Annotated in this window: 19 protein-coding genes; 13 read left to right on the top strand and 6 right to left on the bottom strand. The window is 62.9% G+C overall.

Annotated features, from left to right (window positions below; genetic code table 11):
- Positions 1–79: 79 nt before the first annotated feature.
- Positions 80–700 carry a hypothetical protein gene (locus IFU11_RS19140; RefSeq protein WP_192019987.1) on the bottom strand — a complete coding sequence of 207 codons (621 nt, stop codon included), beginning with the start codon at positions 698–700 and terminating at the stop codon, positions 80–82.
- A gap of 97 nt (positions 701–797) precedes the next feature.
- Between IFU11_RS19140 and IFU11_RS19135 the strand changes: the two genes are divergently transcribed.
- The 3 genes from IFU11_RS19135 (at position 798) to IFU11_RS19125 (ending at position 2,618) form a co-directional block, all read left to right on the top strand.
- Positions 798–1,226, top strand: a complete 429-nt coding sequence (locus IFU11_RS19135; RefSeq protein WP_192019986.1) for a GIY-YIG nuclease family protein — start codon at positions 798–800, stop codon at positions 1,224–1,226.
- 281 nt (positions 1,227–1,507) lie between these two features.
- Positions 1,508–2,344 carry a hypothetical protein gene (locus tag IFU11_RS20090; RefSeq protein ID WP_207185362.1) on the top strand — a complete coding sequence of 279 codons (837 nt, stop codon included), beginning with the start codon at positions 1,508–1,510 and terminating at the stop codon, positions 2,342–2,344.
- A gap of 121 nt (positions 2,345–2,465) precedes the next feature.
- Positions 2,466–2,618 carry a hypothetical protein gene (locus IFU11_RS19125; RefSeq protein WP_192019984.1) on the top strand — a complete coding sequence of 51 codons (153 nt, stop codon included), beginning with the start codon at positions 2,466–2,468 and terminating at the stop codon, positions 2,616–2,618.
- 41 nt (positions 2,619–2,659) lie between these two features.
- Here the strand turns inward: IFU11_RS19125 and IFU11_RS19120 are convergent, their stop codons facing one another.
- Positions 2,660–3,694, bottom strand: coding sequence for a hypothetical protein (locus IFU11_RS19120; protein WP_192019983.1), 1,035 nt, complete (start codon positions 3,692–3,694; stop codon positions 2,660–2,662).
- Between the two features lie 65 nt (positions 3,695–3,759).
- Between IFU11_RS19120 and IFU11_RS19115 the strand changes: the two genes are divergently transcribed.
- The 4 genes from IFU11_RS19115 to IFU11_RS19100 all read left to right on the top strand — a co-directional run bounded on the left by IFU11_RS19115 (position 3,760) and on the right by IFU11_RS19100 (position 6,904).
- Positions 3,760–4,227 (top strand): hypothetical protein, encoded by a 468-nt coding sequence (locus tag IFU11_RS19115; protein ID WP_192019982.1) that lies wholly within the window; start codon positions 3,760–3,762, stop codon positions 4,225–4,227.
- A 19-nt stretch (positions 4,228–4,246) separates the two neighbouring features.
- Positions 4,247–4,780 (top strand): DUF1643 domain-containing protein, encoded by a 534-nt coding sequence (locus IFU11_RS19110; RefSeq protein ID WP_244631954.1) that lies wholly within the window; start codon positions 4,247–4,249, stop codon positions 4,778–4,780.
- A 172-nt stretch (positions 4,781–4,952) separates the two neighbouring features.
- Positions 4,953–5,714, top strand: coding sequence for a DNA-processing protein DprA (locus tag IFU11_RS19105; protein WP_192019980.1), 762 nt, complete (start codon positions 4,953–4,955; stop codon positions 5,712–5,714).
- A gap of 173 nt (positions 5,715–5,887) precedes the next feature.
- Positions 5,888–6,904: a LacI family DNA-binding transcriptional regulator gene (locus IFU11_RS19100; RefSeq protein ID WP_192019979.1), complete on the top strand. Its 1,017-nt coding sequence runs from the start codon at positions 5,888–5,890 to the stop codon at positions 6,902–6,904.
- On the opposite strand, the gene IFU11_RS19095 is transcribed toward IFU11_RS19100, so the two are convergent.
- The gene (locus IFU11_RS19095) at positions 6,838–7,884 is read right to left on the bottom strand and encodes a LacI family DNA-binding transcriptional regulator (RefSeq protein ID WP_199862382.1); all 1,047 of its coding nucleotides are present in this window, start codon (positions 7,882–7,884) and stop codon (positions 6,838–6,840) included. The two genes, IFU11_RS19100 and IFU11_RS19095, sit on opposite strands and share 67 nt — an antisense overlap.
- Positions 7,885–8,051: 167 nt before the next feature.
- On the opposite strand from IFU11_RS19095, the gene IFU11_RS19090 reads away from it, so the two are divergent.
- The 5 genes from IFU11_RS19090 to IFU11_RS19070 all read left to right on the top strand — a co-directional run bounded on the left by IFU11_RS19090 (position 8,052) and on the right by IFU11_RS19070 (position 14,221).
- Positions 8,052–9,323 (top strand): ABC transporter substrate-binding protein, encoded by a 1,272-nt coding sequence (locus IFU11_RS19090; RefSeq protein WP_192019978.1) that lies wholly within the window; start codon positions 8,052–8,054, stop codon positions 9,321–9,323.
- Positions 9,324–9,457: 134 nt separating this feature from the next.
- Positions 9,458–10,258: a carbohydrate ABC transporter permease gene (locus IFU11_RS19085; protein ID WP_244631952.1), complete on the top strand. Its 801-nt coding sequence runs from the start codon at positions 9,458–9,460 to the stop codon at positions 10,256–10,258.
- Between the two features lie 107 nt (positions 10,259–10,365).
- The gene (locus IFU11_RS19080; protein WP_371742839.1) at positions 10,366–11,187 is read left to right on the top strand and encodes a carbohydrate ABC transporter permease; all 822 of its coding nucleotides are present in this window, start codon (positions 10,366–10,368) and stop codon (positions 11,185–11,187) included.
- Between the two features lie 82 nt (positions 11,188–11,269).
- Positions 11,270–12,226 carry a nucleoside hydrolase gene (locus IFU11_RS19075; protein ID WP_199862381.1) on the top strand — a complete coding sequence of 319 codons (957 nt, stop codon included), beginning with the start codon at positions 11,270–11,272 and terminating at the stop codon, positions 12,224–12,226.
- 117 nt (positions 12,227–12,343) lie between these two features.
- Positions 12,344–14,221: a glycoside hydrolase family 2 protein gene (locus IFU11_RS19070; RefSeq protein WP_192019975.1), complete on the top strand. Its 1,878-nt coding sequence runs from the start codon at positions 12,344–12,346 to the stop codon at positions 14,219–14,221.
- Between the two features lie 102 nt (positions 14,222–14,323).
- Here the strand turns inward: IFU11_RS19070 and IFU11_RS19065 are convergent, their stop codons facing one another.
- A complete protein-coding gene (locus IFU11_RS19065) occupies positions 14,324–14,497 on the bottom strand; it encodes a hypothetical protein (protein ID WP_192019974.1) in 174 nt (57 codons plus the stop codon).
- Between the two features lie 236 nt (positions 14,498–14,733).
- Between IFU11_RS19065 and IFU11_RS19060 the strand changes: the two genes are divergently transcribed.
- On the top strand, positions 14,734–14,973 hold the full coding sequence (locus IFU11_RS19060) for a hypothetical protein (protein WP_192019973.1): 240 nt from the start codon (positions 14,734–14,736) through the stop codon (positions 14,971–14,973).
- A 106-nt stretch (positions 14,974–15,079) separates the two neighbouring features.
- Here the strand turns inward: IFU11_RS19060 and IFU11_RS19055 are convergent, their stop codons facing one another.
- Both IFU11_RS19055 and IFU11_RS19050 read right to left on the bottom strand, forming a co-directional pair.
- Positions 15,080–15,610 (bottom strand): hypothetical protein, encoded by a 531-nt coding sequence (locus IFU11_RS19055; RefSeq protein WP_192019972.1) that lies wholly within the window; start codon positions 15,608–15,610, stop codon positions 15,080–15,082.
- Entirely contained in the window at positions 15,607–16,014 is a 408-nt protein-coding gene (locus IFU11_RS19050) for a hypothetical protein (RefSeq protein WP_192019971.1), read from the bottom strand. Before IFU11_RS19050 ends, IFU11_RS19055 begins: the two co-directional genes overlap by 4 nt.
- Positions 16,015–16,041: the final 27 nt, after the last annotated feature.

Below are 16,041 nucleotides of genomic sequence, written 5' to 3'. Positions count from 1 at the left end.
CCGAGAGCGGATTTGGGACAGATCCAGCGGGAAACTGACCGGCGGGTCGACCCGGGTGTGCCGGGCCGACCCGAGGCCGCTACTCGCCCGGGGGGAGTGCCGTCAGGTTGAACGGGGTGTTGAAGTCGCTGTAGATCGCCGTGCCGTCCTCGGCTTCGCCGCTCGGGCTCCACGTTCCCGCGGTCGCTCCGTCCGCTGCGGCAGCCGTGGGGATGATCAGCGACTCCGACGAGTCCTGCAGCACGGTCGTCCCCTGTGCATTCGCGGCAGCGATGGCGAGTTGCATCGCCTGCTCGGCGGTGAAGAAGTGGTCGCCGAGATCTCCGTCGAGCTGCACGCCGTCGAGGGCCACGATGGTGCCTTCAACGTCGAACGCGATGGACTGGACGGTGCGAGTCGCATCGACGTGCCAGGTGAGGTCTGACAGGGCGTACAGCGAGCCGTGGTGCCCCCGGTCGATGACTGAGTCCCAGAACGCGAACGCGATCTTCTGGTCAGCTCCGATGAACGCGAGGACGATCATGCTTCCCTCGGCATCCGGCACTGTCCACGCGCGCGAGCCCGTCGTGTCGTCCAGGAGCCATGCGTTGAGGGCGACCTCGACGGCGTCGTATTCGAGCAGCCACTTGTAGTCCTCGTGCTCGGTAGCGTTGAGGTCGACCTGGCGGCCGTTCGCGTGAGTGATGGTGACGTGTGTCATGTGCTTCTTCCTGCGTTATAAAGTAAATCTGACGTTTATAACTATACATACAGGTGAGGGATGACGCAACATGGTGCTCGCTCAGTACGCTCGGACCATGGATCCGCAGCTCGACCAGGCCTGGCAAGAGCTCCTGCAAGCCCAGGAGCACCCCGTGAGAGGCCTGGTGCGCGCAGACGTCCCCGAGGGCCCAGGCGTGTACCTCTGGCGCCGCAACGGCGCGCTCAGCTACGTCGGAACCGCGTCGAACCTCCGCGGCCGCGTCTGGTCGAAACATCTTGGCGTCGGGACGTCGCTCGCCGGTTCGTCGCTGCGGCGCAACGTCTGCGAGCTCCTCTTCGCGATCCCGCCGGCAGTGACTGGGAATCCGAATCGAATGCGCATCACTGCAGCGCAGGCGTCCGAGATCCGGGAGTGGCTCGGGGAGTGCGCCGTGGCGTGGGTAGAACGGCCGACGCGGTACGAAGCTGGCGTGTACGAAGGGCAGCTACGTCGAACTCACCTGCCGCACCTGAATCGCGTCTAGAAGTCGGGTGGCACTGCCGAGGCGCCGATGTTGCGGAGCCGCTGGATCCACCCGAAGAAAGTTCCAGCCCAGCCAGAGGGCCGGTACACGCCGCCAGCATGTCCCCGTTGCCCAGGAATGTCACCTTCATGGCAATGTGACCTGAGCTACGTCACTGTGCTCCGATACTGAGCTGCGACGGTACTTCTATTACCCACCGTCAGTACGCCATCCGACAAATGGCTGGATCGCCCCAACCCGCTCGCCCTTGCGTCATGATCATCACTATGAGCAACCAACCATTGGATCCACAGGAGGCGAAGTCGACCGCGCCCCCCTTCGGGCAGACGGAGACGATCGCGGAGCTTCTCCGAGCGTCGAAGCGTACGACCGAGAGCGTGCCTCTTCGCCGCACCTTCGTACAGCTCGGGACCCAGAAGAACCCCCAGCCTGGTCCCCTCTCCAAGTTCGTGAGCCGGCATGACGATGCGGGGCTGGAGCTCTACCTCCTCTTTAGAGCGGTGGCAAGCAGCGAACCGTGGAACTCTGCGCGCGAAGCGGGAGTCTGGGCGCGAGCGCTCGGGGTCGCCATCGACGACGCTCACCTGAATCGACCGACCGTGTCGCGAGTGTTCCGACGCCTAGATGAGACGCACAACCTCGTCTCGCGAGAGCGATCCAAGCGCCGACTGGAGATCACAGCCCTCGACGAGTCCGGCAGTCGCGAGCCGTACACCATGCCCTCGACTGGCTACATCCGCTGGCCCTACGCCTACTGGACAGATGAGTGGCACCGCCGACTGAGCATGCCGGCGCGAGCCGTCCTCCTGATCGGCATGACCCTCACGCCGCCGTTCATCCTCCCGCTCACCCAAGTCCACAAGTGGTACGGGATCAGCGACGACACCGTGAGCAAGGGCATCTCGGAGCTCAGGAAGTACAAGCTCATCAGCAGCTTCCGGGGCAAAGAACGAGACTGGCTCACCGGCCCCGGCTATCGACACGAGATCCGCTACACCCTCCGGAAACCGTTCCAGCGCGCTGTGAAGGGCGGGGCTGCTGCAGGCCCCGTCGTCGGAGCGACGCCACCCAACGGTCTCCTCAGCTTCGAGGAGTTCACCCGGCTCCTTGACGACTGAAATCAGACGGGTCGTTCGGTGGTGGCACCCACCGAACGACCCAACTCGCCACGCAACCCTGGAAGGAAGACGCAACATGTTCCAACGTAACTCGCGACACCGAGAGACACCACCGCCGCCCATGACCATCGAAGTCCGGCTCGCCGCTCCCGAGCCTCCACCAGGCCGTGACTGGAAGGCCCGCGCCAACGTCCGGCTCTGGCTCACGATCGGAGCCGTCGCCGCCGGCTACCTGCTCGCACAGGGCGACGTCACCGTGATCCTTTCGCCATGATGCGGCACTGTTGAAACGACGGCGAGCCCCTGCAGAAGGTCTCAGGCCTCTTGAGGTCGCGCTTCGGCGAGTGCGGCGAGGACCCCGCTTCGGAGATCTGCGTCGTCAGACTCGTCTTTCCAGCGAACGGTGAAGGCGCGATTGGCCACCTTGGTGCCTCCGTCGGGCTTCTCTGTCTGCGTAACTAGCAGTACGGGAGCTTCGCTATCGCTGGCTGCGCCTAGAAGTACCTGATGGGCGGCGAGGAGGAGCGTTGGGCCAGACGCGATGACACGAATTCGAGCGCCTGCAGCATTCTGAACCCAGACAGTGGTGTTGCCTGGTGAAGCGCTGACGACTTCGAAGTCTGTGCCGGCGATGCGCTCTAGCGCCTCCACAACGTGGAACCCGTACAGCCGAGCCTCGACGGCGAACGAGCGTAGCGAGCCGGACCCAGTCAGTTTCGCGTAATCCTCAAACGTCTCCCGCCATCGTGCCGAGCGGATGTCGTCGGTATCGAAGATGTTTCCCACCTTTACCCACTTCTGTGGGCGAGACGGCGTGCCTTCCTGCGTGTCAGGCGAGCTTGACGGTGACTCAGCATCGGCGGTGGCAGCGCTCGTCAATTCGAGGGTGTCCAGGCGGTCCAGGAATGCGGAGCAAAGGCGTTTGCGCACCACGTCGTCTGTCGACGCAAACAGCAGTCTCATCATGCCGACGGCGGCATCATCGAGAAACACCCCCGCACCAGTGGTGGGAACAGCTCGTTCAGCTACCCACTCGAAGGTGTTCCACCAGCTCGCGTCGCGCTCAACCTGCTTGTTGTGACGCAGCTGTAGCGAGATGGCGATGAATCCGATGATTGCTGCAGCTACCGCCGCCAGACCCGCAACGCCTGGACTCATGAAGAACCGTTGGACCCAGTCAGCGACGCCCACCTGATCCACACCGGCTACTAACAGCACGAACACGTACCCGATCCCGACGGCGCCACCTATGAGCGCCAGAGGATGGATGATCTCCCATACGCGAGCGTGCCAGCGAGAACCCGAGTCGGCAGGTATCGGATCGGGTAGGGGGCGAGCTGCGTTGGTCACCGACATAGCGTGGCACACGGCCGTCAGGTGGGGCACGCCGTCGAGACGGGATAATCGGCACCGTGATGGCAGCCAAAGACACCACGACCCAGCACATCGGCGCTGCGGGCGAACTCCTCGTGCAGTACCAGCTCTTGAAGTTGGGCATCGACAGTGCGCGGCTCACAACCGACTCTGGGGTCGACCTCGTCGCCTATGCGCCGGCCACCGGGTCTGCGACCACGATCCAGGTCAAGACCGTCGAGCGCAGCACGGCCGCCGGCGGGCGTGGGCGCTCTGCCATCGGCTGGAACTTCCCGCACGGCACTCCTGCGCAGCTGCTCGCGTTCGCGTACTTAGAACTCGACCGCGTCTGGATCTTCACCGCCGACCGGGCACGCGAGCTTGCTCAGCAACACACCCTCGGCGGCATTCGGCGCCTGTACTGGTACACCGACCTCACCACACCCCAGCGTGACGGTGTCCCACTCGTCATCACCGACGTCGACGAGTGGCTACTCGAGGCGCAGGCACCGCGACTGTTCCCGCGCTGACCCGGAACTCAGTAGACGAATGGAGAACGGTTTGGATCGGCAACCATGGGTGTACGAGCGATCTGCAGATGGCTCAGCCCGCTTCGTTCTGGGAACGGTCGGGTCGAACCCGCTCATCTGCTTCGGCATCAACCCCAGCACGGCCGCACCGAACGCTCTCGACCCCACAGTGAGACGTGTGAGCAGATTCGCTGCCCACAACGGCTACGACAGCTGGACGATGCTCAACGTCTACCCACAGATCGCAACCGATCCGCGGGATCTCGCCCACGAGCACCGAGAAGCTCTGAGATCCGAGAACGAGGTGCACATCGCCACCGCTCTCGGTGACCAGCCGCATACGCTCCTGGCAGGCTGGGGTGATCTCATCGGCTCTCGCCCATACCTCTCCAGCCTGCTCCGGCCCATCGCTCAGCTCACTGCGGATGCAGGTTGCGGCTGGGCGTCCCTCGGCCTCCCGACCAAGCTTGGGAACCCCCGACATCCGCTGTACGTCCGCCGCGATGCGCCCCTGCAGGAGTTCGACATGGAGCGGTATCTGGGCGACCTCTAGGAGATAGCCGTCGTCGACGGGCGGTGCCGGCGGAGTCGGATGTCTCTTGCGCCAGAACCCCAAGCGGGTATAGTGATAAACGTCAGATTTATCATTATCGCTTGGAGAATCATGCGCATTCAGCCTGCCCTCGACCAGCTCATCCAACTGCTCCCGCCGTCCCATCCGCTCCGTGACGACCCCGCGCGACTGGCGCGCATCGCGCTCGCCTACCGTCACACCCCAGGCGATCCCGCCCTCGCCGAACGCCTCGAACGACTCGGCGCGATCGCCCTTGCCCAGGAACTCCTCGACGCCCCCCGACAACGCCGAGCTCGCCCAGCTGATCGCCACCGACATCGCTCACACCGATGCTGCCGGCGCCGTCACCATGATCCCCGGCGACGACACCTGGCCTACCGCTCTCGACGACCTCACCGACGCCGCACCATTCGTCATCTGGGCGCGCGGCAACCCCCAGCACCTCGCCGCCGCCGACCGCATCACCCTCGTCGGCGGACACGAGCCCACGAGATACGGGCGCGCGATCGCCAACGACTTCGCCGCCGGTCTCGCCACCCGTTCCTACGCGATCTGCACCGGAACCGGGGCCGGCACCCACCAGGTCATCGCCACCGCGGCGCTCGCCGCAGGCGGGCCCCTCATCATCGCCCTACCCGGCGGGATCGGCTCAGCTGCAGCCGACGTCGACGAGACCGTCCTGGAGCAGATCCTCGACGGGCACGGCTGCATCATCAGCGAGCACCCGCCCAGCGAACCCGCCACGCGCCTCCGCGGCATGAACCGCAACCGCCTCCTCGCAGCCCTCACGTCCGCCACCATCGCCCTCGAATGCGGCGAGCGCAGTGATGCGGTGCAGGTTGCCGGTCATGCGCGGGTGTGCTTGCTTGACCCACCCACGCAGCCTGCCATGATTCACCCCGACGCTGCCTGATCCGGATTACTGCCTGGTGCACAGACAGCTCGGGGGTTTTCCTTTCGCGCTTCCTGCACGAGCCGTATTGCTCGCTCCCACACCTCCCTCACCGGGGCCCGGGGCGATTCAGGTCAGCGGCTGTGCGCGCGCACGAGTAGATTGGGCGAACCTCTGCGAACAGGAGAAGTGTTTTGCCCGCCACCCTGCGCGATGTTGCTCGCCTCTCAGGCGTGTCTATCTCGACCGCCTCAAATGTGATGAACGAAGTCCCGAAGGTTGCAGCCGCAACGGTCGCAAAAGTTCGTTCAGTTGCCCGAGTGCTTGACTATCATCCGAATCGAGCCGCTCGTTCTCTGAGAGGGAGCCGCACGGGTCTCATCAGTCTGGTCATACCTGAACTGGATGAGGCGTACTTTGCGACGCTTGCGGATGATGTGATTGACGCTGCGTCGCAGCGAGGGTTCGAAGTGATAACGGTTCAAACGAACCGTGAGCGTCAGCGTGAACTTGAGGCTGCGCACGGAGTTCGACGGGCAATGACGGATGGATTGATCATCTTTCCAGTGGCCATCACTGAGGATGATGTCCCATTGATGCGGGCTGCGGGGCCCACGGTGATGCTTCGAGAGGATCTAGGGACCGCCGAGGTGGATCATGTGACAGAACAGGATCGAGAAGCTGCTCGGGTGGCGACGCGCGAACTGCTGAGTCTCGGACACCGCAGGATTGCGATCCTGGGTGCTGGCGCGCCAGCACCCGATCATGCGGGATCATCGCGCGTCGAGGGATATCGGCAAGCCTTGACTGAGCACTCGGTTCCGTTCGAGGGTAGTTTGCTGCAGCGTGCGACCTTGGGAAACCGCGACGAAGGTGAGGCCGGCGCGGTATCCCTTCTCGACCGACACCCTGACATCACCGCAGTATTTGCGCTGAATGATTCACTCGCCATAGGGGCTATGAGAGGGCTTCGGCGACGAGGCCTAAGGGTTCCTCAGGATGTGTCCGTGCTCGGCTGGGACGATGTGGAAGAGGGACGCTATCACTGGCCGCAATTGTCTTCAGTAGATGGAGGGGCTCGCCAGCAGGCGTCCTTCGCCGTTGACGCTCTAATCCGAAGGATCGAGGACCCACACGCGCCGATTCAGCGACTTGAGACATCATTCCGGATCGTCATGAGGGACTCAACCGGCTCGGTGGAGGCGCGCTGAACGAGCGACGCGGTGACATGCGTGGTGGTGTGGCTGGAGTCTGGGGACTCTATTCGCGAGATGAGCGTGTCGACTGCCAGGTGAGCGATTGATCGCCAGTCGGGGTCGACCGTGGAAAGTGAAGGATTGGAGTACAGGCCCTCAGCGACGTTGTCGAACCCGACGACGGCCACGTCTTGTGGAACGCGCAGTCCGCGGCGCTGAAGCTCGTGCATCGCGCCCAGAGCCAGCGTGTCGTTCAGCGCGAAGACGGCGGAGAAGCGTTGGCCTGCGGCGAGCAGTCGTGCGATCGCTTCGGCACCATCTGGTCGGTGCCACATCGCTGCTGGCACAACGAGCGCCGGATCCACACGGTGACCGTGCTGTTCAAGGGCCTCTCGGTATCCAGCCAGACGAAGATTCGCTGCGCGCACGTAGATGAGTGACTCACCTCCGAGGACCGCGATCCGCTCGTGCCCGAGTGTCAAGAGATGGTTTGTCGCCTTCATCGCTCCGCCCCGATCATCCATGACAACTTGGTCCACATGCCCTGGGGACCACTCCTGGCCCAAAATGACCACAGCTGATTTCGGCGAAAGCCGCTCCACGTCGCTAGAGAGTAACGACGCCGGGCTCATCAGCAGTCCGTCAGTCGACTGCCGGCCCGTCCCCAGGAGTGTTTGGAGTTCGCGCTTTCGATCGGCGCCATGCTGCTCCGTGAGAACGACGAGTCCACGACTGTTTGCCGCCTCAATCACTCGCGATGCGAATCCGGCAAAGTAGGGGTGCCCCAGCTCTGGAACGGCAAGCCGAATGATCCCAGTACGGCCTGACCTGAGCGAACGGCCCGCATAGCTTGGCCGATAGCCCACACTCGCAATTGCCTCGTTCACCCTGACGCGGGTGGCGTCGCGAACATGCGGACGGTCGTTGACGACGTTAGAAACGGTCCGGTACGACACGCCAGCAAGTCTGGCGACGTCGTGAAGTGTGGGTCTCACCGCGCCCTCCCCGTGAACGGTATCACCCCGAGCGAGCGAAGAGAAACGCTGAGGAAAACGTTGAATAAAAACGTTGAAAATCGGAGCCGTCCTTGATACGTTGGCCTCCGCCGCTCATAGCAGAAGGACATGGCGGCGCCAAAAACGATCATCAAGGGAGATGCACAATGGCTTTACGACGAGGTCTAGTTGCCGCGGCAGCAACGACCGTAACGCTCGCGCTGGCCGCCACCGGCTGTTCAGCAAGCCCGAACGACGATTCCGTCACGCTCCAGTTCTGGGCCATCACTCCGGACGAGGAAGGTCAGGCGGAGATGGACGCGGCGATCGCCGACTTCGAGAAGGAAAACCCGGGAATTAAGGTCGAGTTCACTGGGAAGGTCACCGAGAACATGAAGGAATCGCTCCGTCAGGTCGTCGGTACCCCAGCAGCGCCGGACATCTTCTTCCAATGGTCCGGGCTTGGTTTGGGTGGAACCTATGTGGAGCAGGGCGCGACCCTCGATCTCACCGAGTACTACGAAAAGTACGAGTGGGACAAGCGATTCACCGCGAGTGCGCTCGCCTCCGTCACGCAATACGGGGGCTATCAAGGAGTCCCCAACACGGCAAATGTCGAAGCGATCGTCTACAACAAGGCCATCTTCGATGCTGCAGGAGTCACCGCAGTACCTACGACGTATGAAGAGCTCGTTGAAGCGGCCGAAAAGATCGACGCGGCGGGCTACATTCCGATTGAGTTCGGCGGCGCGGTCAACTGGTACGTCATGCGCCTCCTTGACAATCTGTTGGAGACAAAGTGCGGTGCGGAGTTGAACGACGAACTGACAAGCCTCGAAGCGAACTGGGCGAAGGAGCCCTGCGTGGACGACGCATTCGGTGCGCTCAAGCTCTGGGCCGACAAATACTTCAATCCTGATTGGGTCAGCGCCACAGAAGTCCAGGGTCAGCAGCATTTCTTCGACGGCCAGGCCGCGATGGCGCTCGAGGGTGACTGGTTTGCAGGCGCGCTCGAGGAAGCCGGCTTCGAACCGAAGTCTGACTTGGGCGTGTTTGCGTTCCCAACAGGTACCGGTCGGATTTACGGCCTGCAAACTGCTAACTACGTTTCGGCTACGTCCGAACATCCCGATGAGGCCGCGCTCTTCCTGGATTTCCTCACGGATCCGGAGCGGCCCACTGAGGGCCCAGCACCGGCGGTCCCCGTCACAGTGGAAGCGACCGAGCCTGACCCGGAGGCCGGAGCTGGACTTTTCCCGGCCTTTGCAGACGTGGCACTTGCGGCCACTGGACAATTCCAGAACAACGATCAGACGCTTCCACTTGATGTCACGACGGAGTACTGGCGGATTCAGAACGGCGTCGCGACCGGAAGCATCCCGGTAGAGGAAGCGGGCAATCTGATGCAAACGTTCATCGACAACCGCGTGAACGGCTGACACGAATGTTCTCTGCTACAACCACCTTTGAGGGTCGGCGGACCAGCCGTCGGCCCTCGAGGCTGGGCCCCCGGTCCAACTACCTGTACTTGATTCCTGCGCTGGTCCTGTTCGGCGGGTTCCTGGTGTACCCCATGATCAGTACTGTCGTGATGAGCTTTTTTCGCTGGAACGGCTTCATTTCGAGCGAACCGGAGTTCGCTGGCATCAGCAATTACGCACGCATCTTCACCCAGGACCCGGTCTTCTGGCCCGCCTTTCGCAATACAGTCATCTGGCTGATTCTCTCCCTGCTTGTACCCACCGCACTCGGCTTGCTCTTGGCCCTGGCGCTGAACCGCCGGATGTTTGGACGCAACGTCTTCCGATCCGCCATCTACATTCCCGGTGTCGTCGCGTCGATTGCCGCGGCGAGCATCTGGGTGTGGGTGTACAACCCGAACTCCGGCCTGGTGAACCAGGTACTTCGCCACATCGGCCTTGGATCGTTGGCCCAAGACTGGCTAGGCAATCAACAGCTGGCGCTTTACGCAGTGTTCATCGCGTCGGTGTGGCAAGGCGTGGGCTTCAGCCTCATCCTCTACTTGGCCGGCTTGCAGAATGTTCCAGCTGAACTCATCGAGGCCGCGCGAGTGGACGGTGCTGGGCCCATCCGAATATTCCGTGCCGTCACCTGGCCGGCGCTGCGGCCAACGACGATTGTGGTGATCGTCCTGACGCTGATCGGATCATTGAAGGTGTTCGATCTCATCGTGGGCATGACTCGGGGAGGGCCGGTGCAGTCGACGCAAGTTCTGGCCCTTTGGTCCTATACGCAGTCTTTCGGCAACCATCTCTTTGGGGTCGGCAACGCCATCGCGACGGTTCTCTTCTTGATCAGCATGGTACTCGTCATCCCTTATCTCATCTGGTCTTTGCGAGGGGACGAAGAATGACCGCACACACTGAACCAACAACGACGGCGCACGCGGAACGAAGAATGACGGCAAACATGGAACCAGAACGGAAGCTTTCGCGAAGCAGCCGCCGACGCGGCCGGCGCGTGGATTGGATCAGCGTCGGGCTCTGGATTGCTTTGGTGATCGTGTCATTTATGTGGCTGATGCCGTTCGTCTTCATTCTCCTATCGAGCCTGAAAACCCAATCCGAGATCGTGACAAATTTGCCATGGACCCTGCCCGGCGTCTGGCAGTTCCAAAACTATGCCCGCGCCGCAGAGACGGGCGATATTTGGACACTAGGACTGAACAGCGCTCTGATCGCCCTCGTAAAGGTGCCACTCGGGATCTTCATCGCGGCGCTGTGCGCATTCGCTCTCGCGAGGCTGAAGGTGCGCTGGCATCGCATCATCCTCGGCATCATCGCAATGGGGGCTCTCGTTCCCGTGCAAGTCGCACTTGGACCCTTGTTCTCGATGATGCTGCAGTTCGACTTGCTCAACACCAAGGTCGGGGTCCTATTGCCCTATCTGGCTTTCGGAATCTCATTCCAGGTCTTCATCCTGTACGGCTTTTTCAGAAGCGTCCCACGCGAACTCGATGAGGCGGCGATCCTGGATGGCGCTTCGAGCTGGCGACTGTTCTGGCAGATTGTGGTCCCACTCGCGAAGCCGGCGCTGGCCGCGCTCTTCATCCTGGACTTCGTCGGGACTTGGAATGAGTATCCGATGGCCCTTGCACTACTTCAGACTCACGATCAGTTCACAGTCCCATTGGGGATCACAAGCTTCCAACACGAGCACGGGGCCGATTACGGCGCAATGAACGCCTACATCGTTCTTTCTGTGCTGCCTGTTCTGCTCGTATATCTAATGTTCCAACGCTACTTCGTAAACGGCGCGTTCAGTGGAGCGGTCAAGGGCTAGTCGGCGCTAGTCACACAATCCATCCCTCATCCGCTCGACCCGATTTCCATATTCAAAGGACTCCCTCTTGATCAGCCCACGCATGCGCGTCATCATTGACAACGACTTTTCGGGTGATCCCGACGATCACTTTCAACTTGTCCATCACCTTCTCTCGCCTTCGGTGACAGTCCCGTTCGTCATCGGCTCCCACCTCAGCGTCGACGACTTCCTCGACGGCTCCTCCACTCAGGCCTCAAATGCCGTCCGAATCGCAGCGCACATTGTCGACCTTCTGGGCATGTCGGATCAGGTACCGCTGGTCCGAGGATCGGAAGTCGGTTTGACCTCATTGGAGGAACCGATCCATTCGTCGGCAGCGCGCGCCATCGTCTCCGAGGCGATGCGTGAGGACACGGATCTGCCGCTCTATATCGCAGCCGGTGCGGGTCTCACGGAGATCGCAAGCGCGCTATTGATTGAGCCTAGAATCGCCGAGCGAACGACGCTCGTATGGATCGGTGGGGCCGAGCATTCAGGCACAACGATGCTTCCACCGGGAGGAGGAGGAATTGAGTACAACCTCAATATCGACCCTATCGCTGCACAAGTCGTCTTCAACCACTTTCCCATCCCGATCTGGCAGATCCCGCGTGACGTATATCGTCAGTGCATCGTTTCTCAGGCCGAATTAGACGCACGGGTTCGTCCTATGGGGCCGGTGGGAGCGTTCCTGGCCAATTCTATCGATGAGCTGGTGAAGGGCCAGTATCTGCGTGAAGGGCTGAATTTGGGGGAGACTTATGTGCTGGGTGACAGCCCGCTCGTGTTGCTGACGGCGCTCCAGTCGGCATTCCAGCCGGATAGCTCGTCGAGTGTCTATACCGAAATTCCTACTCCAAGCCTCAGCCAAACGGGCGAATACGGCGACGCGTCGGGTGAGGCGCGCCTCATGCGTCTCTATCACAGCGTGGATGTGCGACTGATGTTTGATGACTTCTATCTGAAGTTGGCAGCTTTCGCCCGCGGAACCTCTCAAGGCCGACTCGTGGAGGTGTGAGTGCACACGCGAAGTTCCCATTGGCGAGCGTCTAACTGCACTTAGCCACACCGTCGGTGGAATGCACCCCATCGGCTTCACCATCGCGTAACGCCCCAGCAAAGGATGATCCAGACAATGACCTCATCATTCATCACCGCCGAACCGACCTCGGCGCTACCCGATCCCACCACCCAGAACGGCACCTACCCTAGGCCCCAACTGATGCGCCCCCACTGGCAGGACCTCTCGGGCACGTGGGACTTCGCCTGGGACGATGATCTGGCGTACTCACACGACGAAGTACCGTTCTCGCAATCGATCCAGGTGCCCTTTCCTCCCGAGTCGCCGGCTTCGGGCATCCACGAGACCGGATTCCACACGGGGGCGTGGTATCGACGCACGTTCGGCGCGGAGGAGTTGACTGCCGCCGGGCTGCCGGGAGCGGGGGCAGACCCTTCTGCGCGGATAATGCTGCACTTCGGCGCGGTCGACCACGACGCGAGCGTGTGGGTGAACGGGCAACTCGTAGCGACCCACGAGGGCGGTCAGACGCCCTTCAGCGCCGACATTACGCACGTCGTGCTGGGCACGAACGGCGCCGATGGCAAGCATACGGTTGTCGTTCGCGCAGTCGACCGCCCGAGCGACGTCTCGGTCCTGCGCGGCAAACAGGACTGGCGTGAAGAACCTCACGCGATCTGGTACCACCGCACCACCGGTATCTGGCAGCCGGTTTGGCTCGAGTGCGTGCCCCTGGTGTCGATTGCATCGGTGAGTTGGCGGTCAGACCTTACTACATCGACGGTGGAAGCCGATGTCGAGCTCGTCGGTCCAGTCGGGATCGACGACTCGGTGAGCGTCAAGCTCATCCACTTGGGTGAGACCATCGGTGCCGCGACAGTGCAGATCCTTGGCGAACGGATGGTGCCGGTGCGGGTTGTCCTCCCGCGGCAACTGAACGGACAGCAGTATGAGGAATTGCTGTGGAGTCCCTCGCACCCGACTCTGATCAGAGCAGACATCTCAGTTACGTCGCCGGGAACGAGCACCTCCGCGCGCGATGCCGTGTCGAGCTACCTCGGGCTGAGAAGTGTCGCCACTTCGTCTGAAGCGCTGTTGCTCAACGATCGGCCGATCTACCTGAGGTCGGTGCTCGCGCAGAACTATTGGCCCGAGACACATCTCGCCGCCACCGCGGACATGCTGCGGCGTGAGGTCGAGCTAATCCTCGAGCTTGGTTTCAACGCGGCCCGGATACATCAGAAGGTTGAGGACCCTCGCTTCCTACACTGGGCCGATCGACTAGGGCTGATGCTGTGGGGTGAGACTGCCAGCGCCTACGCGTTCGATCCGCGAGCGATGAACTCCCTGGTGGCAGAGTGGACGGCCGTGCTGGATCGCGATCGATCCCATCCGTCGATCGTCGCCTGGGTCCCGCTCAACGAGAGCTGGGGTGTGCAGCACATCTCGCACGACCCACGCCAGCAGGCCTTCAGCCGATCCATCTCCGATCTGACGCGAGCGCTCGATGGTACGCGTCCGGTGATTTCAAACGACGGCTGGGAACACACCGACTCTGACATCTGGACCGTCCACGACTATGAGCCCGATGCCGACACACTCGCCGACCGCTACGGCAACGCCGAGAGCCTGCAGCGGATGTTCCGAGGATTCGGTCCGGCGGGTCGGCGGATGTCGGTGGACGGCATGGGCTCATGCACTGCGTCTCCCGTGATGCTGACCGAGTTCGGGGGCGTGAGCCTTGCGACCGGAGCCGAGGGTGATTGGGGGTACTCAAGCGCCCGCGACCCGGAGGCCTTCGAGACGCAGGTGACTTCCATCCTCCTCGCCGTGGGATCGGCGGGTCCGCTCGCCGGCTTCTGCTACACGCAGCTGACGGACACGGGCCAGGAGACGAACGGTCTGCTTTACGCCGACCGTACGCCCAAGTTCCCGGTCGATCGCATTCATGCGGCAGTTCGTGGCCAGCTGACCCTCCCAGGGACGTTGTGAAGGCGATCGACAAGTCTTGCGCGAGGTGAAAGCTCCACTGACGGGCGGCAACCCGCCGGTGCCGGGGAATCAGGCAGGCTGACCCCCGGCCCGGGCTGTGCCTCAGTCGGCGGTGTCGGCGACGCTCATCTCGGCGTCGATCCCGTGGAGCCTGGCCCACCGGACGGCGGCCTCGGCGGTCTCCCGCGTCCAGGGCTTCCCGGTGGCGGGGTCGTGCTGGGTGTCCTCGCCGGCGCCCTGCCCGGGGACGAAGACCTCGATCGTTTCGGCTGCCATGTGCTGCTCCTCACCTAGTAGTAAACCTGACGTTTATAATTATATCCGTGTAGCTGGTTGATCGCAAGATGCGAGCGAGCCCGGAGACCGTGGCAGCTGCGGCGGTCTCCGGGACGACGTCAGCGCGTCTGTCCTACGTAGGGGGAGCGCTGCCCATAGCTCGGCGGTTGGGCGCTCGGTAGCGTGCGGGTGTTCGACCAATCGGAGGAGTAGCAATGAAGATGAGAAATCGAATCATGTCCCTCGTGCTCGCCGTCGCATGCACAAGCGGCGTCGGGATCGTCGCGGCGGCACCGGCGCAGGCGTTTCCCTGGACGGGCTACAGCGTCGAGGTCATGAACGAGGACGAATGCGAATACAAGCTCGCCAACGCCATTCGGGAGAAGCAGGACGCCGCGTTCAGAATCAGGAACATCCAGCATTGCGCACCGAGCGACAACGGCTATTGGAACGGCTACTTCCAGCACGGCGACTAGCGAGGAGGCGACCTTCGCGCTCGCGCGTGCGGCTGCGCCGTCTGAGCGAAGCGAGAGCTGCTGCCCGCCGGGGGCCGAGTGAGGTGAACTCGGCCCCCGGCGTCGCTCACGCGGCCGGGGGAACCTCGCCGGTCTGCCAGTCCGCGCCGCAGGAGGTGCAGCGCTCGCCGTCGAAGACGCGCGAGGCGTTCTCGGCCTGGCACCAGGCGACCTCGCCGCGATTCTGCCCCGCAGCGGCCGCAGACGGCTCGCTCACAGCCTCCGGCTCGTAGATCGGCTCATCGTTCAGCGAGATCCGCAGGACCGGCCCTGCGGGCGATTCGAGATCGCCCTCGGTGTCCACGGTGACGAGCGGCAGGCCGACGCTCGTCGAGGACCACCCGGCCCAGATCGTGAACGGCAACCGGTCACCCTCGGGGGTGGTGAAGGAGACCTCGTCGCCGTCGACGTGCGGGGTGAACATGCCGCCGCCCTCGCCGTCGACGGCCATCCGCTGGCTCTCGGTCGTGACGGCCAGGTACTGCGCCTCGAGGGCGGCGAGATCCTCCCGCTCCCCGACGAAGTCATCGGGGTGAGGGTTGGACCCGATCGTCTCGCGCAGCTCGATGATCTGCTCGCGCAGCTCGGCGGCGCTCACGCTGCACCCTCCTCGCCCTGTGCGGCCCAGAACTCGACGACGTCGGGGAGGTCGAACGGGTTGGGGCGCGGGGTGAAGTGGAACTGCTCCATGCCCATCCGCTCGAACCGGTCCTCGAAGGTGACGTCGGTGTCGGTCTTCCGGCTGCCGTGGCCATTCGCCCAGGGCAGCGGGTCGGCCTCGGTCTCGTCCTCGGCCTTCCACACGCTGCGGGCGATGTGCTCGGCGACGTCGGGGCGGCCGAGGCTGGCCAACAGGTCGGACAGGATCATTCCCTCGGCGACGTTCATCGTGCCGTAGACGCTGCGGTCCCATTCGAGGAACATGTCGCAGGCCTGGCCGAGGGCATCGGTGCCGATGGTCTCGGTGCTGGCGGGCTCGGGGTGGGTGTTGAACTCGGTCATGGTTACTCCTCTGATCGGTAAATCTGA

Source organism: Plantibacter sp. CFBP 8804, assembly GCF_014841225.1.
Lineage (GTDB): Bacteria > Actinomycetota > Actinomycetes > Actinomycetales > Microbacteriaceae > Plantibacter > Plantibacter auratus.
This window is presented reverse-complemented; position numbering and strand designations above follow the sequence as displayed.

What these genes read in the sequence shown, in the direction of transcription:
- IFU11_RS19125 (WP_192019984.1), top strand. Translation starts at nt 2,466, where the DNA reads ATGACCATCGAAGTCCGGCTCGCCGCTCCCGAGCCTCCACCAGGCCGT.
- IFU11_RS19110 (WP_244631954.1), top strand. Translation starts at nt 4,247, where the DNA reads ATGGAGAACGGTTTGGATCGGCAACCATGGGTGTACGAGCGATCTGCA.
- IFU11_RS19140 (WP_192019987.1), bottom strand. Translation starts at nt 700, where the DNA reads ATGACACACGTCACCATCACTCACGCGAACGGCCGCCAGGTCGACCTC.
- IFU11_RS19050 (WP_192019971.1), bottom strand. Translation starts at nt 16,014, where the DNA reads ATGACCGAGTTCAACACCCACCCCGAGCCCGCCAGCACCGAGACCATC.
- IFU11_RS19090 (WP_192019978.1), top strand. Translation starts at nt 8,052, where the DNA reads ATGGCTTTACGACGAGGTCTAGTTGCCGCGGCAGCAACGACCGTAACG.
- IFU11_RS19070 (WP_192019975.1), top strand. Translation starts at nt 12,344, where the DNA reads ATGACCTCATCATTCATCACCGCCGAACCGACCTCGGCGCTACCCGAT.
- IFU11_RS19075 (WP_199862381.1), top strand. Translation starts at nt 11,270, where the DNA reads ATGCGCGTCATCATTGACAACGACTTTTCGGGTGATCCCGACGATCAC.
- IFU11_RS19085 (WP_244631952.1), top strand. Translation starts at nt 9,458, where the DNA reads ATGATCAGTACTGTCGTGATGAGCTTTTTTCGCTGGAACGGCTTCATT.
- IFU11_RS19115 (WP_192019982.1), top strand. Translation starts at nt 3,760, where the DNA reads ATGGCAGCCAAAGACACCACGACCCAGCACATCGGCGCTGCGGGCGAA.
- IFU11_RS19060 (WP_192019973.1), top strand. Translation starts at nt 14,734, where the DNA reads ATGTCCCTCGTGCTCGCCGTCGCATGCACAAGCGGCGTCGGGATCGTC.
- IFU11_RS19065 (WP_192019974.1), bottom strand. Translation starts at nt 14,497, where the DNA reads ATGGCAGCCGAAACGATCGAGGTCTTCGTCCCCGGGCAGGGCGCCGGC.
- IFU11_RS19135 (WP_192019986.1), top strand. Translation starts at nt 798, where the DNA reads ATGGATCCGCAGCTCGACCAGGCCTGGCAAGAGCTCCTGCAAGCCCAG.